Annotated in this window: 22 protein-coding genes and 1 tRNA gene; 21 read left to right on the forward strand and 2 right to left on the reverse strand. The window is 64.2% G+C overall.

Annotated elements, in window-relative coordinates; all coding sequences use genetic code 11:
- Positions 1 to 5: 5 nt before the first annotated feature.
- From hflK to EOD73_RS00140, 6 genes are read left to right on the forward strand one after another with little or no spacing between them, the layout of a single operon-like run.
- Positions 6 to 1232, forward strand: coding sequence for an FtsH protease activity modulator HflK (gene hflK / locus EOD73_RS00115; RefSeq protein ID WP_127679680.1), 1227 nt, complete (start codon positions 6 to 8; stop codon positions 1230 to 1232).
- A gap of 23 nt (positions 1233 to 1255) precedes the next feature.
- The gene (hflC, locus tag EOD73_RS00120; RefSeq protein WP_127679682.1) at positions 1256 to 2149 is read left to right on the forward strand and encodes a protease modulator HflC; all 894 of its coding nucleotides are present in this window, start codon (positions 1256 to 1258) and stop codon (positions 2147 to 2149) included.
- Positions 2146 to 2340 (forward strand): DUF2065 domain-containing protein, encoded by a 195-nt coding sequence (locus tag EOD73_RS00125; protein ID WP_259370318.1) that lies wholly within the window; start codon positions 2146 to 2148, stop codon positions 2338 to 2340. The genes hflC and EOD73_RS00125 overlap by 4 nt, the downstream gene beginning before the upstream one ends.
- A 54-nt stretch (positions 2341 to 2394) precedes the next feature.
- Positions 2395 to 3573: an ATP phosphoribosyltransferase regulatory subunit gene (locus tag EOD73_RS00130; RefSeq protein WP_127679684.1), complete on the forward strand. Its 1179-nt coding sequence runs from the start codon at positions 2395 to 2397 to the stop codon at positions 3571 to 3573.
- 13 nt (positions 3574 to 3586) lie between these two features.
- Positions 3587 to 4918: an adenylosuccinate synthase gene (locus EOD73_RS00135; protein ID WP_127679686.1), complete on the forward strand. Its 1332-nt coding sequence runs from the start codon at positions 3587 to 3589 to the stop codon at positions 4916 to 4918.
- Between the two features lie 19 nt (positions 4919 to 4937).
- Positions 4938 to 5459 carry a phosphoribosyltransferase gene (locus EOD73_RS00140; RefSeq protein ID WP_127679688.1) on the forward strand — a complete coding sequence of 174 codons (522 nt, stop codon included), beginning with the start codon at positions 4938 to 4940 and terminating at the stop codon, positions 5457 to 5459.
- Positions 5460 to 5559: 100 nt separating this feature from the next.
- On the opposite strand, the gene EOD73_RS00145 is transcribed toward EOD73_RS00140, so the two are convergent.
- A tRNA-Leu gene (locus EOD73_RS00145) sits at positions 5560 to 5644 on the reverse strand.
- A gap of 94 nt (positions 5645 to 5738) precedes the next feature.
- Between EOD73_RS00145 and rnr the strand changes: the two genes are divergently transcribed.
- Complete coding sequence (rnr, locus tag EOD73_RS00150) at positions 5739 to 7901, forward strand: ribonuclease R (protein WP_240660629.1); 2163 nt, start codon at positions 5739 to 5741, stop codon at positions 7899 to 7901.
- A gap of 5 nt (positions 7902 to 7906) precedes the next feature.
- On the opposite strand, the gene EOD73_RS00155 is transcribed toward rnr, so the two are convergent.
- Positions 7907 to 9370 carry an NAD(P)H-hydrate dehydratase gene (locus EOD73_RS00155; RefSeq protein ID WP_127679690.1) on the reverse strand — a complete coding sequence of 488 codons (1464 nt, stop codon included), beginning with the start codon at positions 9368 to 9370 and terminating at the stop codon, positions 7907 to 7909.
- 166 nt (positions 9371 to 9536) lie between these two features.
- Here EOD73_RS00155 and rpsB point away from each other — a divergent pair, with 166 nt between their 5' ends.
- The 14 genes from rpsB to rnhB all read left to right on the forward strand — a co-directional run bounded on the left by rpsB (position 9537) and on the right by rnhB (position 22337).
- Entirely contained in the window at positions 9537 to 10280 is a 744-nt protein-coding gene (rpsB, locus tag EOD73_RS00160; RefSeq protein ID WP_127679692.1) for a 30S ribosomal protein S2, read from the forward strand.
- 71 nt (positions 10281 to 10351) lie between these two features.
- Positions 10352 to 11248, forward strand: coding sequence for a translation elongation factor Ts (gene tsf / locus EOD73_RS00165; RefSeq protein ID WP_127679694.1), 897 nt, complete (start codon positions 10352 to 10354; stop codon positions 11246 to 11248).
- A gap of 82 nt (positions 11249 to 11330) precedes the next feature.
- Complete coding sequence (gene pyrH / locus EOD73_RS00170; protein ID WP_127679696.1) at positions 11331 to 12041, forward strand: UMP kinase; 711 nt, start codon at positions 11331 to 11333, stop codon at positions 12039 to 12041.
- A gap of 21 nt (positions 12042 to 12062) precedes the next feature.
- Positions 12063 to 12623, forward strand: a complete 561-nt coding sequence (frr, locus tag EOD73_RS00175) for a ribosome recycling factor (protein WP_127679698.1) — start codon at positions 12063 to 12065, stop codon at positions 12621 to 12623.
- A 5-nt stretch (positions 12624 to 12628) separates the two neighbouring features.
- The gene (gene uppS, locus EOD73_RS00180; RefSeq protein ID WP_127679700.1) at positions 12629 to 13336 is read left to right on the forward strand and encodes a polyprenyl diphosphate synthase; all 708 of its coding nucleotides are present in this window, start codon (positions 12629 to 12631) and stop codon (positions 13334 to 13336) included.
- Complete coding sequence (locus EOD73_RS00185; RefSeq protein ID WP_127679702.1) at positions 13336 to 14184, forward strand: phosphatidate cytidylyltransferase; 849 nt, start codon at positions 13336 to 13338, stop codon at positions 14182 to 14184. The genes uppS and EOD73_RS00185 overlap by 1 nt, the downstream gene beginning before the upstream one ends.
- Positions 14184 to 15362, forward strand: coding sequence for a 1-deoxy-D-xylulose-5-phosphate reductoisomerase (locus tag EOD73_RS00190; RefSeq protein ID WP_127679704.1), 1179 nt, complete (start codon positions 14184 to 14186; stop codon positions 15360 to 15362). Before EOD73_RS00185 ends, EOD73_RS00190 begins: the two co-directional genes overlap by 1 nt.
- A 113-nt stretch (positions 15363 to 15475) precedes the next feature.
- Positions 15476 to 17788: an outer membrane protein assembly factor BamA gene (bamA, locus tag EOD73_RS00195; protein WP_127679706.1), complete on the forward strand. Its 2313-nt coding sequence runs from the start codon at positions 15476 to 15478 to the stop codon at positions 17786 to 17788.
- Positions 17788 to 18303 carry an OmpH/Skp family outer membrane protein gene (locus tag EOD73_RS00200; RefSeq protein WP_127679708.1) on the forward strand — a complete coding sequence of 172 codons (516 nt, stop codon included), beginning with the start codon at positions 17788 to 17790 and terminating at the stop codon, positions 18301 to 18303. Before bamA ends, EOD73_RS00200 begins: the two co-directional genes overlap by 1 nt.
- A 4-nt stretch (positions 18304 to 18307) precedes the next feature.
- Complete coding sequence (lpxD, locus tag EOD73_RS00205) at positions 18308 to 19345, forward strand: UDP-3-O-(3-hydroxymyristoyl)glucosamine N-acyltransferase (protein WP_127679710.1); 1038 nt, start codon at positions 18308 to 18310, stop codon at positions 19343 to 19345.
- Positions 19346 to 19348: 3 nt separating this feature from the next.
- Positions 19349 to 19783 (forward strand): 3-hydroxyacyl-ACP dehydratase FabZ, encoded by a 435-nt coding sequence (fabZ, locus tag EOD73_RS00210; RefSeq protein WP_127679712.1) that lies wholly within the window; start codon positions 19349 to 19351, stop codon positions 19781 to 19783.
- A 13-nt stretch (positions 19784 to 19796) separates the two neighbouring features.
- A complete protein-coding gene (gene lpxA, locus EOD73_RS00215; protein ID WP_127679714.1) occupies positions 19797 to 20582 on the forward strand; it encodes an acyl-ACP--UDP-N-acetylglucosamine O-acyltransferase in 786 nt (261 codons plus the stop codon).
- Positions 20582 to 21718 carry a lipid-A-disaccharide synthase gene (gene lpxB / locus EOD73_RS00220; protein ID WP_127679716.1) on the forward strand — a complete coding sequence of 379 codons (1137 nt, stop codon included), beginning with the start codon at positions 20582 to 20584 and terminating at the stop codon, positions 21716 to 21718. Before lpxA ends, lpxB begins: the two co-directional genes overlap by 1 nt.
- Positions 21690 to 22337: a ribonuclease HII gene (gene rnhB / locus EOD73_RS00225; RefSeq protein WP_127679718.1), complete on the forward strand. Its 648-nt coding sequence runs from the start codon at positions 21690 to 21692 to the stop codon at positions 22335 to 22337. The genes lpxB and rnhB overlap by 29 nt, the downstream gene beginning before the upstream one ends.
- Positions 22338 to 22346 lie beyond the last annotated feature (9 nt).

Consider the following 22346-nt stretch of genomic DNA (forward strand, 5'->3'; position numbering starts at 1 on the left):
CCCCCATGCGTGTCCCCCAATCACTTTTCAGCCGCCTGCGGGCGCACTTCCCGGGCATGAAGGCGCAGCAGGAGGGTCCGCCCGACTTGGACGAGCTGTGGCGCGACTTCAAGCGCAAATTGAGCAACCTAGTGCCTGGTGGAGGCGCCGGTGGTGGTGGGCGCCGCGACGAAGGGGGGGATCCCGACTTCAAGGCCGCAGGCGCAGGCTTGGCAATTGCCGCCGGCATCGTGGCCTTGGGCTGGTTGGGCAGTGGCTTCTTCATCGTGCAGGAGGGGTCGCAAGCGGTGATCACCTCGTTTGGCAAGTACAGCAAGACCGTCGATGCGGGCATCCAGTGGCGCCTGCCTTACCCGTTCCAAGCCCACGAGCTGGTGCAGTTCAGCCAAGTGCGCACCAAGGAGATCGGCGCGTCGACGGTCGATGCGTCGACCGGGTTGCGCGACTCGTCCATGCTGACGCAAGACGAAAACATCGTGGACATCCGCTTTTCTGTGCAGTTCCGCATCAAGGATTCGAGAGACTTCCTTTTTGAAAACAACCGGGCCGATGACGCCGTGGATCAAGCGGCCGAAACGGCCGTGCGCGAGATCGTTGGGCGTTCCAACATGGACTCGGTGCTGTACGAGCAGCGCGATGCCATTGCCAACGATCTGGCGAAATCCATCCAGACACAGTTGGACACGCTGAAGGCGGGCGTGCAGATCGTGAACGTGAACGTCAGCAGCGTGCAAGCACCGGAGCAGGTGCAGGCGGCTTTCGATGACGCGTTCCGTGCCGGCGCAGACCGCGAGCGGGCGAAGAACGAAGGCGAGGCCTACGCAAATCAGGTCATTCCCACGGCCAAGGGCATGGCTGCGCGCCTCTTGCAGGAGGCCGAGGGCCATCGCGCACGCGTCGTGTCGGTGGCCGAGGGCGATGCCCAGCGTTTCCGTTCGGTGTTGGCGGAGTACCAAAAGGCGCCTGCGGTGACCCGAGATCGTCTCTACACCGAGACCATGCAGCAGGTTTACAGCAACGTCAGCAAGGTGCTCGTTGATGCGAAGTCGGGCTCCAATCTCCTTTACTTGCCCTTGGACAAACTGATGCAAGCCGCCGGCGCGCCTGCACCTGTGGCGGCCCCTCCTGCGTCGACTGTGACGCCGGCGCCCGCTGCGCCTGCGGACATCGTTGGTGGCTCGGATCCCCGCTCACGCGATGGCGCACGGGGCCGTGATCGCGAAGGCCGTTGAGCTTCGAGTCGAAAGAACGAGACATGAACCGAATCATTCCCTTCGTGCTGGCGGCCCTGTTGGCCTTGGTCTTGGCCAGTTCCACACTGTTCATCGTCGATCAACGTCAGTTCGCTGTCGTGTACTCGCTCGGTGAGATCAAATCGGTGATCACCGAACCCGGCCTGAAGTTCAAGCTGCCGCCACCTTTCCAGAACGTGGTGATGATGGATCGGCGGGTTCAAACCCTGGAGAGCCGCGAGCCTCGTTCCATCTTCACGGCCGAAAAGAAGAGCGTGGTTGTCGACTGGTTGGTCAAGTGGCGCATCAGCGACGCGCGGACCTTCATTCGCAACAGCGGGACCACGATGGGCAACCTCGAGACGCGCCTGGCGCCGATCGTTCAGGCCGCGTTGAACGAAGAGGTTACCAAGCGGACCGTGCAAGGAGTGTTGTCGACCGAGCGCGATGCCGTCATGCGCGGCGTCGCCAAGCGCCTGACTGAAGATGCCAAGCAGTTCGGTGTCGAAATCGTGGACGTGCGAGTGAAGCGGGTTGATTTCTCTCGAGAGATCACGGATGCCGTTTACCGCCGAATGGTGTCGGAGCGGCAGCGCGTGGCCAACGAGTTGCGATCGACCGGCAGCGCATTGGCCGAGGAGATCAAGGCCAAGGCCGACCGTCAGCGCGAAGTCATCGTTGCGGAGGCTTATGCCGAAGCGCAGCGCATCAAGGGTGAGGGGGATGCCAAAGCCTCGGCCATCTACGCCGATGCCTTCGGCCGTGACCCGCAGTTCGCGCAGTTCTACCGGCAGCTGCAGGCCTACCGAGAGTCGTTCCGGGCCAAGACCGACGTGATGGTCATGGACCCGAACAGCGAGTTCTTCAAGGCGTTGCGCACCGGAGGCCCCGCAGCCGCCGCGGCTCAGCGGAAGTGACCGACTTGCAGGACTGGTGGTGGGCGGCGCTGGGGCTCATGCTGGTGGCGGAGGGCCTGATGCCCCTGCTCAGTCCCGGAACTTGGCGTGAGTGGTTCGCCAAGTTGGTTCGCCTGAGTGACGGTCAACTGCGCTTCGTCGGCCTGTCCAGCGTCCTGTTGGGACTGTTGTTCCTCGCCCTCGCCAGGTAGTCGGTGCTAGGGCAGGCCCCTAGAATGCCGTTTTTAATCCCCGGCGTTTTTTGCATGAGTTCGGCTTGGCTGTTGCCTGAGCATGTTGCCGATGTGCTGCCTGCCCAAGCCCGTCGCATTGAAGAGATGCGGCGCCGGCTGCTGGATCTGGCGTACCGCTACGGCTGTGAGTTGGTGATGCCTCCCCTGGTGGAGCACTTGGAGTCTTTGCTGAGCGGCGCGGGTCGAGGGCAAGAACTTCGCACCTTCAAGCTGGTAGACCAACTGTCTGGCCGCACCCTGGGATTGCGGGCTGATACCACGCCGCAAGTGGCGCGGATTGACGCCCACCTGCTGAATCGGCAAGGGGTGACGCGGCTTTGCTACTGTGGTCCCGTTGTTCACACCCGACCGAGTGGGCCTTTGGCGTCGCGAGAGCCTCTGCAATTCGGCGTAGAGGTTTACGGCCATGCGGGGCTGGAAGCCGATCTCGAGGTGCTGGAGTTGGCCTTGGATGCGCTATCAGTGCTGTCTGTGCCAGAGCCCTTCCTGGACTTGGGCGACGCGCGTTGCTTGGATGCGCTGCTGGATCACGCTGCCGCTTCCCCGGCACAGCGAGGCGCAGTGCTTCAAGCCCTGGCCGTTCGCGAGCCGGCGCATTTGGCCCGAGCCTCCGAAGGTCTGCCGGAGCTTGTTCGGCATGGCTTGCGAACGCTGCTGGATTTGGAGGGCGGGGCGGAGGTCCTGTCGAATGCCCGTTCAACCTTGCCGGCGCTGCCTGGGATTGCTGCAGCCCTTCATGATTTGGCTTGGTTGCACGAACAGTTGCTGCGCAGTCACCCAGCCTTGCGCATCGGCATCGATCTGGCGGCTGTTGCCGGGAATGCCTACTACACGGGCGTTTGCTTCTCGGTGTACGGGGCGGCGCAGCACCAGCCCTTGTTGCGAGGGGGGCGCTATGACGAGGTGGGCGCCGCTTTCGGTCGTCGACGGCCCGCTGCAGGGTTCAGTTTGGACTTGAAAGCTTTGGCTGAGGCCATGCCTGGTGAGCGGCAGCGGCCGGCGGTGCGTGCGCCCTGGGGCGACGATGCCGGCCTTCGCGAGGCCATTCGCAGGCTTCGCGACGCCGGCGAAACCGTGGTGTGCATCTTGCCTGGACACGAGGACGAAGGCGAAGAGTACGCCTGCGATCGCGAGTTGATTCGTGACGCGGCGGCTCAACGATGGATCTTGAGGGCCTTGCCCTCCAATTGACGGAAGAACTTCCATGAATGCAAGCAAGCGCGGCCGCAACGTGGTGGTCGTTGGCACCCAGTGGGGCGACGAAGGCAAAGGCAAGGTGGTCGACTGGATGACCGACCACGCTCAGGCGGTGGTTCGATTCCAAGGAGGGCACAACGCCGGCCACACCCTCGTGATCAAAGGCGTCAAAACGGCCCTGCAACTGATTCCGTCGGGGGTGATGCGAGACGGCGTGCGCTGCTACGTCGGCAATGGCGTGGTCGTGGATCCGGCCCACCTGCTCTCAGAGATTCAGCGCCTTGAATCGGCCGGTGTGGAGGTCCGCTCTCGGCTGCGCATCAGTGAGGCCTGCCCGATGATCTTGCCTTTCCACGTGGCCGTGGACAAGGCGCGGGAAGCGCTGCGTGAAAGCAGCGGCAGCGGGAAGATCGGCACGACGGGCAAAGGCATTGGGCCGGCCTACGAAGACAAGGTGGCGCGCCGTGCCTTGCGTTTGCAGGACCTCAAGCACCCTGAGCGCTTTGCCAACAAGTTGAAGGACTTGCTCGTGCTGCACAACGAGGCGCTGACGGGCTACTTGAATGCCGAGGCACTCGACTTTGATGCCGTCTATGCCGGCGCGATGGCGCTGGCGGCCGAGGTCACGCCTATGCTGGCGGACGTGGGCTACGAGTTGCATCAAGCGCACCAGCGCGGCGACAACATCTTGTTCGAGGGGGCGCAGGGCACCTTGCTCGACATCGACCACGGCACCTACCCTTATGTCACCAGCTCCAACTGCGTGGCGGGCAATGCCGCCGCCGGTTCGGGGGTGGGCCCCCAAATGCTGCATTACATGCTGGGCATCACCAAGGCGTATGCGACACGGGTCGGCAGCGGTCCTTTCCCGACGGAACTCGATTGGGAAACTGAAGGCACGGTGGGATACCACTTGTCCACGGTGGGGCAAGAGCGGGGCACTGTCACTGGCCGGGCCCGGCGCTGCGGCTGGATCGATGCTGCCGCCTTGAAACGGGCCATGATCATCAATGGCATTTCGGGTTTGTGTTTGACCAAGCTGGATGTGCTGGATGGGCTCGATGAGGTGATGATGGCCGTGGGTTACGAGCTCAACGGCCGTCGCATCGACATCTTGCCCATGGACCCCGCAGAGATCGCCGCTTGCAAGCCCATCTACGAGACCTTCAAAGGCTGGAAGGGCACGACCTTCGGGGTAACCTCGTTGGACGGTTTGCCGTCCGAGGCGCGACAGTACCTGCGGCGGATCGAAGAAGTGGTGGGTGTGCCCATCGCGATGATCTCGACCGGCCCGGACCGTGAGCACACCATCGTGCTTCAACACCCCTACCAAGCCTGAAGTCAAGGAGCTCGAAACCATGCTGACCGACGACGGCAAGCACCTGTACGTCTCTTGGGACGAGTACCACCTGCTCATCGAGCGATTGGCCCTCAAGGTCCACGCTTCGGGCTGGGAGTTCGATCAAATCTTGTGTCTGGCGCGAGGCGGCCTGCGTCCCGGTGACGTGCTGTCGCGGGTGTTCGACAAACCCCTGGCCATCATGTCGACCAGCAGCTATCGCGCCGAGGCGGGTACCGTGCAGGGACGCTTGGACATTGCCGAAACCATCACCATGCCCAAGGGCAAGCTGGCGGGGCGCGTGCTGCTGGTGGATGACTTGGCCGATTCCGGCGTCACCCTGAAAGCGGTGGTTGAGCGCCTTCGGGCCTCACCGGCCATTGAAGAACTGCGTTCTGCCGTGATCTGGACGAAGGCCGTGAGCGTGTTCCAGCCCGACTACCAGGTCGAGTTCTTGGACACGAGTCCGTGGATCCACCAGCCCTTTGAGGACTACGACACCCTGCGTCCTGAGGATTTGAAGCGAAAGTTGTCGTACTGATGTCGCTAGCACCGGCCCGCCTCGGCGGGCCTTGTCTTCAGTCAGAAATGAAAAAAGCCGGCTGCTTTCGCAACCGGCTTTTCCTGTTCTTCTTCTGTTCTGGTGCCCAGGAGAGGACTCGAACCTCCACGGAGTTACCCGCTAGTACCTGAAACTAGTGCGTCTACCAATTCCGCCACCTGGGCTTTGCTTTCACGCCTGGCGGCGATCAGCGAAGAAAGAGACTATACCATCAAAAAAATTGACTCCGCAAGCCCCCTGAGTGCCCAGCTGGGGCTTTTGCAAGAAATCACGGGCACTTTGCAGGGCCACCGGGACGGGCATGGCTTCGTCCTCAATGCGGCGGGCCCTGACGTTTTCTTGCCTCCGGCTGAAATGCGGGCGGCCTTGCACGGGGACACCGTGCGGGTGCGGGTGGTTCGCATGGACAAGCGAGGCCGCCCAGAAGGGCGCGTGATCGAGATCGTGGAACGACGGGCGCGACCCTTGATCGGGCGACTGTTGTTGGAGGGAGGCGTCTGGCTCGTGGCGCCCGAGGACAAGCGTTTCGGTCAGGACATCTTGGTGCCCAAGGGGGCGACGGCGCAAGCTCGACCCGGGCAGGTGGTGTCGGTCGAACTCACCGAGCCCCCCACCCTGTATGCCCAACCGGTCGGCCGCATCACCGAGGTGCTTGGGGACATCGACGATCCGGGCCTGGAGATCGAGATTGCGGTGAGGAAGTACGAGGTGCCGCATCGCTTCAGTGCCGAAACGCTGGCCCAAGCGGCGAAGTTGCCGGACCGGTTGCGAGCGGTTGACTTGAAAGGGCGCGTGGACTTGCGCGACGTCGCGTTGGTGACGATCGACGGCGAAGACGCACGGGACTTTGACGACGCGGTGTACTGCGAACCGGTCAAGGTCGGGCGCGGTAAGGCGGCGCCCATGGGGTGGCGCCTGTTGGTGGCAATCGCCGATGTCAGCCACTATGTGAAGCCCGGCGAGCCCTTGGATCAGGATGCTTTGGAGCGCGCCACGTCGGTCTACTTTCCCCGACGCGTCATTCCAATGCTGCCGGAAAAGTTGTCGAACGGCCTGTGCTCGCTGAACCCAATGGTTGAGCGCTTGTCGATGGTCTGCGACATGCTGGTGGAGCCGGATGGAGAAACCTTGGCCTACCAGTTCTACCCTGCGGTCATTTGCTCCCAGGCGCGCTTCACGTACACGGAAGTGGCGGCCATTTTGGCCAACACGCATGGTCCGGAAGCCATGCGTCGTAAGGAGCGGGTTCAGGATCTGTTGAACCTTCATGGGGTCTACCAGGCCCTTTTGTCTGCGCGAGGGCGGAGAGGGGCGGTCGATTTCGACACCCCGGAGACGCAGATCGTGTGTGACGACAACGGCCGGATCGAAAAAATCGTGCCTCGCACGCGCAACGAAGCGCATCGCTTGATCGAAGAGGCCATGCTCGCGGCCAACGTCTGCGCTGCGGAGTTCATCGCGCTGGCCGAGCACCCTTGTGTGTTCCGCGTCCACGAGGGACCCACCGTGGAGAAGCGGCAGACTTTGCAGGCGGCGCTGCGGGCCTTGGGCATCAACGTCACCCTGCCTGAGAAGCTAACGCCGAATGATCTGCAGCAGTTGGCGCAGTCCACCAAGGAGCGCCCGGATCATCAGCAAGTGCACATGCTGCTGCTCAGGTCCATGCAGCAAGCCCTGTACACGCCCTACAACAACGGTCACTTTGGCTTGGCGTATCCGGCCTACACCCACTTCACCAGCCCGATCCGCCGCTACCCAGACCTGCTGGTTCATCGAACCATCAAGGCCATCTTGGCGGGGAAGAAGTACGGGCTGAAGGGGGGGGCTGGCGATGCGCTCGCGGCCTGGGAGCAGATTGGCCTGCACTGTAGTGCGAACGAGCGGCGAGCCGACGAGGCCTCGCGCGACGTCGAAGCGTGGTTGAAGTGCCGTTACATGCGCGATCGCTTGGGCGAGGACTACCTGGGGCACGTGACCTCGGTGACGCCGTTTGGGTTGTTCGTGCAACTGGAATCCTTGTTCGTCGAAGGCTTGGTGCACATCACGGAGTTGGGAGGCGAGTACTTCCGGTTCGACGAGGCGCGGCAAGAGTTGCGGGGCGAGCGCACGGGCATTCGCTATGGCTTGGGTGCCCGTCTGCATGTCCAAGTCGGGCGCGTTGACTTGGACGGGCGGCGCATCGAATTCCGTTTGTTCAAGGACGGTGAAGGCCGAGCAGTGCCGAAGCCAGCCAAATCACGCAGTGACGACGCCGGTGAGGCCCTCCCGGCCTCCGTGGTGCTAGACGACCTTCGGCTTCAAGATCGGCAGGCGAAGTCGGAGAAGGCGGCGCGCGCCAAGCAACGGCGCGCTGCGCAGGGCGGAGGTTCCGGGCAGGAGGGGCCGAGTCGCAAGAAGTCGGGCAAGCGGCGCCGGACTTGATGGCGTCACGCCGGGTGCAACGCGGCCATCCGAGCAATCAGTTGACTGGCCACCAAGGGGCCGCCTGCCAAGGGGCACCCCTCGGCGGCGGCGCCGTGCCACGCGACGGCGAGTGCCGCCAACTCGTCCGTGGGTGCTTGAGGGGCTTGGGCCATCAAGCCCCCAAGCCAGCCTGCCAAAACGTCGCCCGTGCCCGCCGTGGCCAAAGCGCTGTGGCCTGTCGTGTTCAGCCAAGGTGGGCGTCCTGGGTGGGCCACGATGGTGCCTGAACCTTTGAGCACCACGGTGCATTGGGCGTTGTCTGCCAGAGTTTGAGCGCAGGCCAACCGGTTGGCCTGCACGTCTGCCGTCGTGCACTTCAACAAGCGCGCTGCTTCGAGCGGGTGGGGTGTCAGCACGGTGGGTCGTCCTCGCCGAGCTTGCAAGTCGGCGGCCCAGTCGTGCTGGCTGGCCAGCGCATTGAGGGCGTCCGCGTCCAGCACCAATTGCGCGGCGTTGAGCAACAATTCGGGGAGGTGTTGATCGATGGTTGGGCCTGCGCCGCAACCGGCCACCACGGTTTGCGCGACGGGGATCTGCCTTCGTTGCATCAACTCCGGTTGTGCGGGATCGCCTGCGCAGCCCACCAAGTACACGCGGCCGGCACCGGCGGCCAAGGCGGCTCGCCCCGCCAACCGGGCGGCACCTTCCATCCCGGGTGAGCCGCCCAAAATCCAAGCGTCACCCTGGCGCCCCTTGTGGCCTCCGTGTGGCATCGCCGCCCGAGGCGACCAGCGAGCCCATTCCTGCAACTGCGTCGCGCCGACCAGGCGAGTGATGCCGGGCGCGCTGGGCGCTGCCCCAAGGTCGGCCAGCCACAGGTCACCGCACAGGTCTCGACCTGCGCCCGTGAACAGGCCAGGCTTGGCGGCGATGTAGCTGAGGGTCCAGCGGGCGCGGGCTGCGCCGTGGTCTTGGCCCGAGTCGATGTCCAGCCCGCTCGGGGTGTCCAGGGCCAGTATGGGAGCGTGGCTCGCACGGAGCACTTCAATGGCTTGGGCCATGGCGCCCCCGGGTGCTTCGCGCAGTCCGATGCCCAGCAATGCATCGATCACGCAATCGGCGTCTGCGCCGGGCGCAGTGCCGTGGCTCAGTGCCACGCCGGCGTCCAAGGCGCCGGCCAGTGCCTGTGCGCGGTCGGGCTGAGCGCTCGGCCTGCCCCATTGGTGGACGGTGACGCGAAGCCCCTGCGCATGCAGCAAACGAGCCAGGACCAAGCCGTCGCCGCCGTTGTTGCCAGGACCGCACAGGACGTCAACTTGGCGCGCATGGGGGTGCACCGCCCGCAGCAGCTGCGCCCCCGCCAGACCCGCTAGCTCCATGAGCGACGGGCGCTCGGCAAGCGTTGACGCAGCTCGTTCCATCGCGCGAATGCGGGCCGTGTTGTGCGCCCATGTGGCGCGGGGCAGGGGAACGAGTCGCTCTGGCATGGGGTGCCTCGTAGAAACCCGCTATACTCTTTGGGTTTTGCAATTCGCTGCCTCGCGGCAAGCTTGCAAATCGTCCTCAACTCGCGGGCCGGGAACCGAATGGTGCCACTGCCGATCGGCAATGGTCGCTCCCTGGCCTCAGACCCAACCTTCGGAGAGAAGATCCATGTCCGTCACCATGCGTGAAATGCTGGAAGCCGGTGTCCACTTTGGCCACCAAACGCGCTTCTGGAACCCCAAGATGGCCCCGTTCATTTACGGCCATCGCAACAAGATTCACATCATCAACCTGGAAAAGAGCCTCCCGGCCTTCCAGGACGCGCTGAAGTTCGCTCGCCAGCTGGCCAGCAAGCGCGGCAACATCCTCTTCGTGGGCACCAAGCGCCAGGCGCGTGACATCGTCGCCATGGAAGCCCAGCGCGCCGGCATGCCTTTCGTCGAGCAGCGCTGGTTGGGTGGCATGTTGACCAACTTCAAGACCGTCAAGGGCTCCTTGAAGAAGCTGAAAGACATGCAGGCCTCCAAGGATGCCGGCAGCGAGCCGAAGATCAAGAAAGAAGCCTTGATGTTCGACCGCGATATCGCCAAGCTGGAAAAGAACATCGGCGGCATTCAGGACATGGGCGCTCTGCCCGACGCCCTGTTCATCATTGACGTGGGCTACCACAAGATCGCTGTGGCCGAGGCCAAGAAGCTGGGCATCCCCGTGATCGCCGTGGTCGACACCAACCACTCGCCCGAGGGCATCGACTACGTCATCCCCGGCAACGACGACTCGGCGAAGGCCATCGAGTTGTACGCCCGCGCCATGGCCGATGCCATCCTCGAAGGCAAGGCCAACGCCAGCAACGACGTCGCTCAATCGGCGGCCGCTGGTGACGAGTTTGTCGAGGTCGCCGAAGGCGTCTAAGCCCTTCCGCACTCACACCACAAGGGGGCTCGTGAGCCCCCTTTTTCCAAGTTGATTTTCTGGAGAGATTGATGGCTGCAATCACCGCAAGCATGGTCGCCGAGCTGCGCGCCCGCACCGACGCCCCGATGATGGAGTGCAAGAAGGCCCTGACCGAGGCCGATGGCGACCTGGCCCGCGCTGAAGAAATCCTGCGCGTGAAGTTGGGCAACAAGGCTGGCAAGGCTGCTTCGCGCGTCACGGCCGAAGGCGTGATCGCCGCTGCCGTGGCGGGCGACGTGGGCGCGCTGATCGAGATCAACTGCGAGACCGACTTCGTCAGCAAGAACGATGCGTTCTTGGCCTTCACCAACGCGCTGGCCGCGCTGGTGGTGGAGCACAACCCGGCGGACGTCGCCGCGCTGTCGGCGCTGCCGCTGAGCCAAGAAGGCTTCGGCCCGACCGTGGAAGACGTTCGCAAGGGCCTGATCGGCAAGATCGGCGAAAACATGAGCATCCGCCGTTTCCAGCGCTACGCCGGCGCTGGCAAGTTGGCGCACTACCTGCACGGCACCCGCATCGGTGTGCTGGTGGCCTTTGACGGCGACGACGTCGCCGCCAAGGACGTTGCCATGCACGTGGCGGCCATGAAGCCGGTGGCTTTGTCGGGTTCGGAAGTGTCGGCCGAGTTGATCGCCAAGGAGCGTTCGATCGCTGAGCAGAAGGCCGCCGAGTCGGGCAAGCCTGCCGATATCGTCGCCAAGATGGTCGAAGGCTCGGTTCAGAAGTACCTGAAAGAAGTCAGCCTGCTCGACCAAGTCTTCGTCAAAGCGGCCGACGGCAAGCAAACCGTGGCCGGCATGCTCAAGGACAAGGCCACGACCGTGAAGGCCTTCACCTTGTACGTGGTGGGTGAGGGCATCGAAAAGAAGGTCGACGACTTCGCCGCCGAAGTGGCCGCGCAAGTGGCCGCCGCCAAGGGCCAGTAAGCCGCCTCTGGCACGATCCCAGCAAAGGGCGCCTCAGGGCGCCCTTTACACTGGTGAAATCCCTCGAAACCGACGTCTCCTCATGCCCGCTCACAAACGCATCTTGCTGAAACTTTCCGGCGAAGCCCTGATGGGTGACGACGCCTACGGCATCAACCGCGCCACCATCGTCCGCATGGTGCGCGAGATCCAGGAAGTGACGCAGTTGGGCGTGGAAGTCGCGGTGGTGATTGGCGGCGGCAACATCTTCCGGGGCGTGGCCGGCGGATCGGTCGGCATGGACCGCGCGACCGCCGACTACATGGGCATGCTGGCCACCGTGATGAATGCTTTGGCCTTGGCGGACACGATGCGCCAAGAGGGCATGACGGCCCGCGTGATGTCGGCCATCGGCATTGAACAGGTGGTCGAGCCCTACGTGCGGCCGAAGGCGCTGCAGTACCTCGAAGAGGGCAAGGTCGTGATCTTTGGCGCCGGCACCGGCAACCCATTCTTCACGACGGACACTGCCGCGGCGTTGCGGGGTGCGGAGATCGGGGCCGAGATCATGCTGAAGGCCACGAAGGTGGACGGCGTCTACACCGCCGACCCCAAGAAGGATCCGAACGCGACCCGGTATGCCAAGCTGAGTTTCGACGAGGCGATCACCAAGAATTTGGCCGTTTTGGACGCCACGGCGTTCGCCCTGTGCCGCGACCAAAAACTCCCGATCAAGGTCTTCAGCATTTTCAAGCCGGGCGCGCTCAAACGCGTGGTCATGGGTGAGGACGAAGGAACCTTGGTTCACGTTTGACTTTTTGCATTGAGTGTTGCCATGACGATTGCTGACATCAAGAAGAACGCCGAAGCCAAGATGGCCAAGTCCATCGAGGCTTTCAAGAGCGAGTTGCAAAAGATCCGCACGGGCCGGGCCCATCCGGGCATCTTGGACCAGGTGCATGTCGACTACTACGGCTCGATGGTGCCCATCAGCCAGGTGGCGAACGTGAGCTTGCTGGATGCCCGCACGATCAGCGTCCAGCCCTGGGAAAAGGGCATGGGCGCCAAGATCGAGAAGGCCATCCGCGAAAGCGATTTGGGCCTGAATCCTTCGAGCCAAGGCGACCTCATTCGCGTCCCCATGCCGCCTTTGAGCGAAGAGCGGCGCAAGGACCTGGTCAAGGTCACCAAAGGCGCGGCCGAGGACGCGAAGGTGGCCATTCGCAACCTGCGTCGCGACGCCAACGAACAGGCCAAGAAACTGCTCAAGGACAAGTTGATCACCGAGGACGACGAGCGTCGCAGCCTCGATGAGGTCCAGAAATTGACCGACCGCACGATTGCCGAGGTCGACAAGCTTTTGGCGGCCAAGGAAACCGAAATCTTGGCGGTGTGACCGGGATGCCCGCAGAGTCGGTCGGACCGCGGCACATCGCCATCGTCATGGATGGCAATGGGCGATGGGCCAAGAAGCGATTCCTGCCTAGGTTCTTTGGTCACAAGGCGGGCGTTGACGCCTTGGTACGGGTGGTCCAGGCCAGCATCGATCGCGGCGTGGAGCACCTGACGGTCTTCGCCTTTTCGTCGGAGAACTGGAAGCGCCCCAGTGACGAGGTCAGCGGTCTGATGGGTTTGGTCTTGGCGGCGGTGAGTCGTTACTTGGCCCGCATGGGGGCCATGGGCGTGCAAATTCGCATCGTTGGAGATCGTGAGGCGGTCTCCGACAAGCTCCGCAAGGCCTGGAGCGAGGCCGAATCGGCCACCCAGCACAACCGAAAGTTGATCCTCAACGTGGCCTTCAACTACGGCGGGCGTTGGGACATCGTCCAGGCGGCCAAGCGGGCCATTGCAGATGGCGTGCCCGCCGATTCGCTGACGGAAGCCAAGTTGGGGGCCTACATGGCCATGGCGGGCTCTCCCGACCCCGACTTGTTCATCCGCACGGGCGGCGAGGTTCGCATCAGCAACTTTCTGCTTTGGCAGGTCGCCTACACCGAGTTTGTGTTTTCGGACTGTCTTTGGCCTGACTTCGGCGAAGCCGAACTCGATGCGGCGATCGCGTCGTTCCATGAGCGAGATCGCCGCTTCGGTGGCGTGAAGGCGGCCTGATGCTTGGACAACGCGTGATCACGGCCCTGGTGTTGCTGGCCGTCCTGCTGCCCACGCTGTGGGTGGCTTCCCCTTGGCCCTTCACCGCGTTTGTGGCCTGTGCGATGGCGGCGGCAGGATGGGAGTGGGCCCGCCTGAACGGACTCCAAGGGGCAGCAGCACTGGGATTTGGGGCCCTTGTGTTGGCCTTGGGCGTGGCGGGGCATGCCTTGGTTGCGCCCGTCGCGTTTTGGTCGGCCTGGGTGAGCGTGGCGTGGGTGCTCGGCGGATCCTGGGCCTTGCGGGGCGCATCACCGGCTTGGGCGGCGCTGCCTCAATGGGGCCGCCTCGTCTTGGGGCCGCTGGTTTTGCTGCCCGCTGGGTGGGCGCTGCTGGCCTGGAAGGCGCAAGGCTTGAACGCCCTGCTGTCGGTGCTGTGCCTTGTGTGGGCGGCGGACGTGTTCGCTTACTTTGCTGGGCGCCAGTTTGGGCGGCGCAAGCTGGCCCCCGCCATCAGTCCCGGCAAAAGTTGGGAAGGCGTCTGGGGCGGCATGCTCGGCGTGCTTTGCGTCGCGGTGGTCTGGTCGCTTTGGGTGGATCCACTTTTGCAAGCGCAGCACGGGCTGAGCCTATTCAGCCAGCTTCGTGCTGGGCTTGGGTGGCCGTTGGCGATGCTGGCTGGTTTGGCCCTGGTGACGCTGAGTGTGATGGGAGACTTGTTCGAGTCCTTGCTCAAGCGGGCCGTGGGCGCCAAGGACAGCAGTCAACTCTTGCCGGGGCATGGTGGCGTGCTGGACCGCATTGATGCGCTACTGCCAGTTTTGCCGGCCGCCCTGGCCTTGGCGCAGTTCGCGAACCTGGGGGCGTGATGGGAAGGATGCGCGTGGCCGTGCTGGGGGCCACAGGGTCGATCGGCGGCAACACGCTGGACGTGCTGGCACGCCACCCAGACCGTTTCGAGTTGCAAGCCGTCAGCGCCCACAGCCAGGTGGATGTGCTGGAGGCCATTTGCCGGCAACACCGGCCGAAGTGGGCGGTCCTGCCCAAGGCCGACGCCGCCCAGTCTTTGCAACGCGCGCTCCAAGCCGCTGGCTGTCCGACCGAAGTGCTGGTGGGGCCCGAGGCCTTGGTGCAAGTGGCGCAGAGCCCGGAAGTCGATGCGGTGATGGCGGCGATCGTGGGGGCGGCTGGCTTGGCGCCTTGCTTGGCCGCAGCACGGGCGGGCAAGCGCCTCATGCTGGCCAACAAAGAGGCCCTGGTCGTCGGGGGCGCATTCTTCATGCGCGCGGTCGCGGAAGGGGGCGCCATGCTCCTGCCGGTCGACTCAGAGCATTCGGCCATTTTCCAGTGCCTGCCCTTGAACGCACGCGCGTGGCCCGAGACCATCGACCACATCGTGCTGACCGCATCCGGTGGTCCATTCAGGCAGCGCGACCCGGACAGCTTGCACGCCGTGACACCGGATGAGGCCTGTGCGCACCCCAACTGGGTCATGGGCCGAAAGATCAGCGTGGACTCGGCCACGATGATGAACAAGGGCCTCGAAGTGATCGAAGCCAAATGGCTGTTTCACTTGGCGCCCGACCAGATCCAGGTGCTGATCCATCCACAAAGCATCGTGCACTCGATGGTGGTGTGTCGCGATCAGTCGGTGCTGGCCCAGCTGGGGACGCCCGACATGCGGGTGCCCATTGCGTACGCGCTGAGTTACCCAAATCGTGTGGCGTCGGGGGCCTCGCGCCTGGATCTGCGGCAGACGGCCTCTTTGAGTTTCGAGGCCCCCGATCCTCGGCGGTTCCCGGCGCTACAACTAGCCTGGGCGGCCTTGCGTGGCCCCGAGGGCAGCACGGCCGTGCTGAACGCGGCCAATGAAGTGGCCGTTGACGCCTTCCTGGCGCGCCGCTTGCCATTCACGGGCATTGCCGCCTTGGTGGCCGAGGTCCTGTCTCGCCTTTCGCCCAGCGCGGCGGACGTGGGCAGCGTGGGCGACTTGATGGCGCTCGACGCGCGGGCACGCGCGATCGCCCGTACCGTCTTGCCCAATTGAACTGCATGGCGGCGCTATCATCCCGCGCGTTTCTCAGGGCAGGGCGGCTGCATTGCAGCGCCGCCAGCGGCTCCCCAGTTTTTCAGTTCCTTGCCCTCTAGCGATCCCTTTGCATGGCTGCCTCTGACCGTTCGCGTTCGCGCCTCCACTCGTCCTTCTTGACCCTGTTGTTGTGCGGCGCGATTCACGCCAATGTGTGGGCAGTGGATCCCTTCGTCGTCAAGGACATTCGGGTGGAAGGCCTGCAGCGGACCGACCCGGGCACGGTGTTCGCTAGCCTGCCCTTCCGCATCGGCGACAACTACAACGACGACAAAGGGGCTGCGGCCCTTCGCGCGCTGTTTGCGACCGGTCTGTACAAAGACGTCCGCATTCAGATCGACGGTGCAGCGGTGGTTGTGGTCATCGAAGAGCGCCCGATCATCGCGACGGTGAGCTTTGTCGGCATCAAGGAATTCGACAGCGAGGCGCTGCAGAAGTCCCTGAAGGAAATCGGCATTGGCGAGGGGCGCCCGTTCGACCGGGCCTTGGCCGATCGCGCCGAGCAAGAGCTCAAGCGTCAGTACCTCACGCGCAGCCTTTACGGGGCGGAGGTCAGCACGACGATCACGCCTTTGGAGCGCAATCGCGTCAACGTCAGCTTCAACGTCTCGGAGGGCGAGCCGGCCAAGATCGCCGACATTCGCATCCAAGGCAACAAGGCCTTCAGCGAAGGGCAACTGCGCGATTTGATGGGCCGCACCCCCAGTGGCTGGCTGACTTGGTACACCAAGACCGATCGCTACTCTCGCACCGAGTTGAATGCCGACTTGGAGGCCCTGCGCTCGCACTACCAGAACCGCGGTTACTTGGAGTTTGCGGTCGACTCGACGCAGGTGACGATTTCCCCCGACAAGCAGCGCATCGGTGTCACGATCACCGTCAATGAAGGCCAGCCCTACAAGGTCGCCGAGGTCAAGTTGGAGGGCGAGTTCCTGGGCCGCTTGGAAGAGTTCAAGCGCCTGATCGCCATCAAGCCGGGTGAGGCCTACCAAGGCGAGACGGTGGCCGCCACGACGCGGGCATTCAGCGACTACTACGGCATTTTCGGCTTCCCTTTCCCGCGCGTGGACGTTCGCCAGGACATCGACCGGGCCACGGGCTTGGTGACCCTGACCATCGTCGCCACGCCAGAGCGTCGGGCGTACGTGCGCCGCGTGCTGGTCACCGGCAACAGCAAGACCCGGGACACCGTGGTCCGCCGAGAGTTCCGCCAGTTTGAAGGTGCCTGGTACGACGGCGCCCGCATCAAGGCGTCGCGGGATCGAGTGGAACGCCTGGGGTACTTCAAAGACGTCACCGTGGACACGACCGAGGTGCCGGGTGCACCGGACCAGGTGGACGTGACCCTCAACGTCACCGAGCAAAGCACGGGCAACATTTCCTTGGGCGCGGGCTACTCCAGCCAAAACAAGGTGTCCTTGGTGGGCTCGGTCAAGCAAGACAACTTCTTGGGCTCGGGCAATGCGGTCGAGGTGGAGCTCAACACGTCCAAGCAGGCGCGGTCTTTGGTGTTCAGCTTGGTGGATCCCTACTTCACGGAAGATGGGGTGTCTCGCGCCACGCGGGTCTACTACAGCACGGCCAAGCCCTACAACAACCTGGGCGAGACGTACGAGTTCGCCTCACAAGGCCTGAGTTCCACCTTCGGCGTGCCGATTGCCGAGTTCGACACTGTGTTTTTGGGCTTGGGCTATGAGCGCACCAAGATCACCAACACGACGGGTGTGCCCAACTACATCGCCGATTACGCGAACCGATTTGGGCGCTCCAGCGTCGCCATCCCATTGACCCTGGGTTGGAGCAAGGACAGTCGCGACAACTTGCTGTCGCCCAGCAAGGGCCAGTACTACCGCGTCAACCTTGAGTTCAGTCCCTTGGGTGACGCACGGTTCGGTCGCTTGAACCTGCAAGGCCAACGTTTCTTCGACCTGGGTGCCAAGTTCAGCCTGATGCTCAACAGCGAAGTTGGCTACGGCACTGGGTTGAGCGGGCGCACCTACCCTGTGTTCAAGAATTTCTACGGCGGCGGCCTGGGTTCGGTCCGTGCTTTCGAAGGCGGCACCTTGGGTCCGGTGGACGTGACCGGCTCTCGCAGTGGCGGCAACTTGAAGATCAACTTCAACAGCGAGCTCTACATCCCTGTGCCGGGGGCCGGCAAGGATCGCACCTTCCGCTTGTTTGCCTACGCGGATGCGGGCAACGTGTGGAACACCAAGAGCAGCTACGAGAAGGTCGACCCCAGCAGCCTGCGTGTGTCGGCGGGCTTGGGCCTGTCTTGGATGTCGCCGGTGGGGCCGCTGCGTTTGAGCTGGGGCAAGCCGTTGCGCAAAGAGCCCACCGATAGAATCGAACGTTTCCAATTCCAGATCGGGACTGCTTTCTGATGATCTCCTTTCGCCAATTCCTGCGCACCGTGACTTTGGCTGCGCTGGCCACCTTGCCAGCCGTCGGCGTGATGGCGCAGGACCTGAAGATCGGCTACGTCAGCCTGGAGCGCGTGCTGCGCGACTCGAACGCGGCCAAAGCAGCGCAGGCCAAGCTGGAAGCCGAGTTCGGCAAGCGCGAGCGCGAGTTGTCGGACATGGCCAATCGTCTGAAGAACGCGCAGGACAAGCTGGAGAAGGACGGCCCCACCCTCCCGCAAAGCGAGTTGGGTCGCCGCCAGCGCGACTTGGTCGAGCAAGACCGGGACTTTCAGCGCCGCCGCCGCGAGTTCCAGGAAGACATCCAAGTTCGCAAAGGTGAAGAGCTGCAGGCGGTGGTCGAGCGTGCCAACCGTGTGATCAAGGACATCTTTGAGAAGGAAAAGTTCGACTTGATCCTCCAAGACGCCGTGCATGCGGGGCCCCGAGTCGACATCACCAAGCGCGTGGTCGACGCGCTGAACGCCAGCAAGTGACCCCGTGATCGCCCGGCTCGCGCACATCGTCGAGGCCCTCGGCGGCGAGCTGATCGGCGATCCAAGCACCCCGGTGGCCCGTTTGGCCACTTTGGCGGCGGCGGACGCGCAGGCGCTGAGCTTCGCAGTGGGCCCCAAGTACCGGGAGGCCATGCTGGCCAGCCGCGCGGGGGTTCTGGTTGTTCCGCCTGTGCTTCAGGCCGAGGCGGTCGCGCAGGCCGCGGTCGTCGTCGCATCGAACCCTTACCTCTACTTCGCCCGCCTGACCCAGTGGTGGGTGGCCCGAGACCGTGCCGCTGGGCCAGCACCGCAAGTTCACCCTTCGGCGGTGGTGGATCCATCGGCTCGCCTTGGCGCTCGCGTTGCCGTGGGCCCTTTTGCCGTGATCGAGGCGAATGTTGAGATTGGCGATGACGCGGTGATCGGCGCCCACACGGTGGTCGAGCGCGAAGCGGTGGTGGGGGCCGGCACAAGACTGGCGCCTCGGGTTCAGCTGGGGGCCCGTTGCCGCATCGGCGCCCGTGGTTTGGTGCATTCGGGCGCGGTCATCGGGGCGGATGGCTTCGGTTTCGCGCCGGACGGTGGCGCCTGGGTCAAGATCGAGCAGTTGGGCGCCGTGGCGATCGGCGACGACGTCGAGGTCGGCGCCAACTGCACCATCGACCGGGGCGCTCTGGATGACACCGTCATCGAGGACGGCGTCAAGCTCGACAATTTGATTCACATTGGCCACAACGTGCACATTGGTGCGCACACCGCCATGGCCGGTTGCGCGGCCGTGGCCGGCAGCGCGCGGATCGGACGCGGCTGCACGATTGGCGGCGATGCCAAGATCCTGGGGCACCTGACTTTGGCCGATGGCGTGCACATCTCGGCCTGCTCGGTGGTCACCCGCTCCATCCTGCAGCCGGGCACCTACACCGGCTTTTTCCCCATCGACGACAACGCCACCTGGGAGAAGAACGCCGCGTCGCTGCGCTCACTCCACAAGCTTCGAGAGCGCGTCCGCGCTCTGGAGCGGATTCCTCACAACAAAGACTGAGTCATGGACATTCACGAGATCCTCCGGCGCTTGCCCCACCGCTACCCCATCTTGCTGGTGGATCGCGTGCTTTCCGTGGACAAGCAGCGCATCAAGGCCATCAAGAACGTGTCGATCAACGAGCCGCAGTTCCTGGGCCACTTCCCGCACCGGCCGGTGATGCCGGGCGTGATGATCTTGGAGTCGATGGCCCAAGCGGCCACGCTCTTGGCCTTGCACAGCGCTGACGCTGTGCTGGACGACAAGAGCGTCGTTTACTTCGCGGGCATCGATGCCGCACGCTTCAAGCGACCGGTGGAGCCGGGCGACCAGATGGTGCTCGACGTGGAATTGACCCGCGCCAAGGCCGGCATCTACAAGTTTGCCGGCAAGTGTTTTGTGGGGGACGACTTGGCCGCTGAGGCCGAGCTGATGTGCACGATGCGCCGCATCGACTGAGGCCAACTCGCCCATGACGCGCATCCATCCCACTGCCATCGTCGACCCCAAGGCCGAGCTGGACGACAGCGTCAGCGTTGGGCCCTACGCCATTGTTGGACCCCACGTGCGCATCGGCGCGGGGACCGTGGTGGGCGCGCACTGTGTGATCGACGGCAAAACCACCATCGGGCGTGACAACCGTTTCCATCCCAGCAGTTCCATCGGGTGCATGCCGCAGGACATGAGCCACGGCTTGGCGCTCACCGAATTGCACATTGGTGACCGAAACACAGTGTTTCAGTACTGCACCTTCAGCACCGGGACGCACAAAGAGGACGGCGTCACGAGGGTGGGCAGTGACAACTGGATCATGGCCACGGTGCACCTCGCGCACGATGTTCAGTTGGGCAATCACTGCGTGTTGGCCAACAGCGCGACCCTGGCGGGTCACGTGCGAGTGGGCGACTGGGCGGTGATCGGTGGGCTGACCGGCGTGCACCAGTTTGTGCACATCGGGGCCCACAGCATGATTGGGTTCCAAGCGCACGTTTCGCAGGACGTGGCGCCCTACATGACGGTGGACGGGAATCCCTTGGCCGTTCGGGCGGTCAACGTGACGGGCCTGAAGCGCCGTGATTTCAGCGAAGCGCGGATCCGTGCCATCCGCCAGATGCACAAGTTGCTGTTCCGTCAGGGCTTGACCTTGGACGAGTCCAAGGCCGAGATCGCCGCCTTGCAAGGGCAGGGCGCTGACGAGGATGTGCGCTGCATGCTCGACTTCTTGGCCGCGTCCAAGCGCGGCCTGGTCCGCGGCTGATGGGTCCCGGCCTCCGCCTGGGCCTGGTGGCCGGCGAGGCCTCCGGCGACCTGATCGGCTCGCTGCTGCTGCAGTCGCTGCAGCAGCGAGGCGCTCTGTCCGGTGCGATGGGCATCGGAGGACCTCGCATGCAGGCCTTGGGTTTCGAGGCTTGGTGGCCTTCCGAGCGGCTGTCGGTGTTCGGGTTCACGGATGCTCTCAAGCGCTTGCCCGAATTGCTGTGGATTCGCCGCCGCTTGGGCACGCGTCTGCTGCGAGAGCGACTGGATGCTTTCGTGGGCATCGATGCGCCGGACTTCAATTTCGGCTTGGAGCGTCGACTGCGCCAGGCGGGCGTGAAGACGGTGCATTACGTGTGCCCGTCGATCTGGGCATGGCGTCCTGAACGCGTCGAAACCATCCGTCGTGCAGCGGACCATGTGCTGTGCCTGTTCCCGTTCGAGCCGGCCCTGCTTCAAGCCGCGGGCATCGCCGCCAGCTTCGTGGGCCACCCCCTGGCGGAGGTCATTCCCATTGAACCCGACCGGGCCGCCGCACGAGGCCGACTTGGTCTGGCCGAGGAGCGACGGGTCCTCGCCTTGTTGCCCGGCAGCCGGGCCAGCGAGATCGATCTGATCGCGCCTGCCGTGCTGGGGGCAGCACAACGGCTGCAAAACAGCGACCCGGGGCTGCAGTTGGTACTTCCCTGCGCCCCGGGCATGTCAAGTCGCTTGCAGCCGCTGATTCCCGCTGGGCTGGCGAACCTGCAGGTGCTGGAGGGTCAGGCGCACGATGCCTTGGCCGCTTGCGATGTGGCCATCGTCGCCAGCGGCACCGCCACCCTAGAGGCGGCCTTGTTCAAGCGACCGATGGTCATCGCCTACCGCGTCAGCCCCGCCAACCATCGACGCATGAAGAAGCTGCAGCTGCAACCGTGGGTCGGCCTGCCCAACGTGTTGGCGCGCGAGTTTTTGGTGCCGGAATGCCTGCAGGACGCATGCACCCCCGAAACCTTGGCCCGCGAGGTCCAGGCTTGGTTCGACCACCCGGCCCGGGTTGCCACGACGGTGACTCGATTCCACGAGATCCACGATGCGTTGCGCGCAGACACCGCGCAGCGGACCCACGATGCCATCGCGCAGCTCACGCGTCGCTAAGCGGCCGCCGGTACCGTACACGCCCGATCTGTTTTCCGCCGAACCCAGCCTTTGGGTGGCCGGGGTGGACGAGGCCGGGCGCGGGCCGCTGGCCGGCCCGGTGGTCGCTGCAGCCGTGATGCTTCACCCGGACCGCCCGATTCCCGGCTTGGCCGACTCGAAGACGCTCAGCCCCCGCAAGCGCGAGGTCTTGGCCACGGCCATCCGAGAACATGCGCTGTGCCTCAGCGTGGCAGAGGCCAGCGTTGAAGAGATCGACCGCCTCAACATCTTGCAGGCCACCCTACTGGCCATGCAGCGTGCCGTGGCCGGGCTGAGGCTGAAGCCCGGCGAAGTGTGGGTGGATGGCAACCGATCACCGGTGTTGCCCATGCCGGTGCACACTTTGGTCAAGGGCGATGCGTTGATGCCGGCCATCTCGGCCGCCAGCATCTTGGCCAAGGTGCACCGCGATGCCTGGTGCGACGAAGTGCATGCCCTCGCCCCCGAATATGGCTTTGCCGCCCACAAGGGCTACGGCACGGCCGATCACATCGACGTTTTGCGCCGCTTGGGCCCCAGTCCGTGGCACCGCCGAAGCTTTGCCCCCCTGCGCGAGTGGCTGCACGCCGCCCGCTGAAAGCCCCCC

This window comes from Inhella crocodyli (assembly GCF_004004565.1).
In the GTDB taxonomy this organism is placed as follows: Bacteria; Pseudomonadota; Gammaproteobacteria; order Burkholderiales; family Burkholderiaceae_C; genus Inhella; species Inhella crocodyli.

Excerpts from the sequence above, each read along its gene's own strand:
- hflK (WP_127679680.1), top strand. The coding sequence starts at position 6 with ATGCGTGTCCCCCAATCACTTTTCAGCCGCCTGCGGGCGCACTTCCCG.
- hflC (WP_127679682.1), top strand. The coding sequence starts at position 1,256 with ATGAACCGAATCATTCCCTTCGTGCTGGCGGCCCTGTTGGCCTTGGTC.
- EOD73_RS00130 (WP_127679684.1), top strand. The coding sequence starts at position 2,395 with ATGAGTTCGGCTTGGCTGTTGCCTGAGCATGTTGCCGATGTGCTGCCT.
- EOD73_RS00135 (WP_127679686.1), top strand. The coding sequence starts at position 3,587 with ATGAATGCAAGCAAGCGCGGCCGCAACGTGGTGGTCGTTGGCACCCAG.
- EOD73_RS00140 (WP_127679688.1), top strand. The coding sequence starts at position 4,938 with ATGCTGACCGACGACGGCAAGCACCTGTACGTCTCTTGGGACGAGTAC.
- EOD73_RS00155 (WP_127679690.1), bottom strand. The coding sequence starts at position 9,370 with ATGCCAGAGCGACTCGTTCCCCTGCCCCGCGCCACATGGGCGCACAAC.
- rpsB (WP_127679692.1), top strand. The coding sequence starts at position 9,537 with ATGTCCGTCACCATGCGTGAAATGCTGGAAGCCGGTGTCCACTTTGGC.
- tsf (WP_127679694.1), top strand. The coding sequence starts at position 10,352 with ATGGCTGCAATCACCGCAAGCATGGTCGCCGAGCTGCGCGCCCGCACC.
- pyrH (WP_127679696.1), top strand. The coding sequence starts at position 11,331 with ATGCCCGCTCACAAACGCATCTTGCTGAAACTTTCCGGCGAAGCCCTG.
- frr (WP_127679698.1), top strand. The coding sequence starts at position 12,063 with ATGACGATTGCTGACATCAAGAAGAACGCCGAAGCCAAGATGGCCAAG.
- uppS (WP_127679700.1), top strand. The coding sequence starts at position 12,629 with ATGCCCGCAGAGTCGGTCGGACCGCGGCACATCGCCATCGTCATGGAT.
- EOD73_RS00185 (WP_127679702.1), top strand. The coding sequence starts at position 13,336 with ATGCTTGGACAACGCGTGATCACGGCCCTGGTGTTGCTGGCCGTCCTG.
- EOD73_RS00190 (WP_127679704.1), top strand. The coding sequence starts at position 14,184 with ATGGGAAGGATGCGCGTGGCCGTGCTGGGGGCCACAGGGTCGATCGGC.
- bamA (WP_127679706.1), top strand. The coding sequence starts at position 15,476 with ATGGCTGCCTCTGACCGTTCGCGTTCGCGCCTCCACTCGTCCTTCTTG.
- EOD73_RS00200 (WP_127679708.1), top strand. The coding sequence starts at position 17,788 with ATGATCTCCTTTCGCCAATTCCTGCGCACCGTGACTTTGGCTGCGCTG.
- fabZ (WP_127679712.1), top strand. The coding sequence starts at position 19,349 with ATGGACATTCACGAGATCCTCCGGCGCTTGCCCCACCGCTACCCCATC.
- lpxA (WP_127679714.1), top strand. The coding sequence starts at position 19,797 with ATGACGCGCATCCATCCCACTGCCATCGTCGACCCCAAGGCCGAGCTG.
- lpxB (WP_127679716.1), top strand. The coding sequence starts at position 20,582 with ATGGGTCCCGGCCTCCGCCTGGGCCTGGTGGCCGGCGAGGCCTCCGGC.
- rnhB (WP_127679718.1), top strand. The coding sequence starts at position 21,690 with ATGCCATCGCGCAGCTCACGCGTCGCTAAGCGGCCGCCGGTACCGTAC.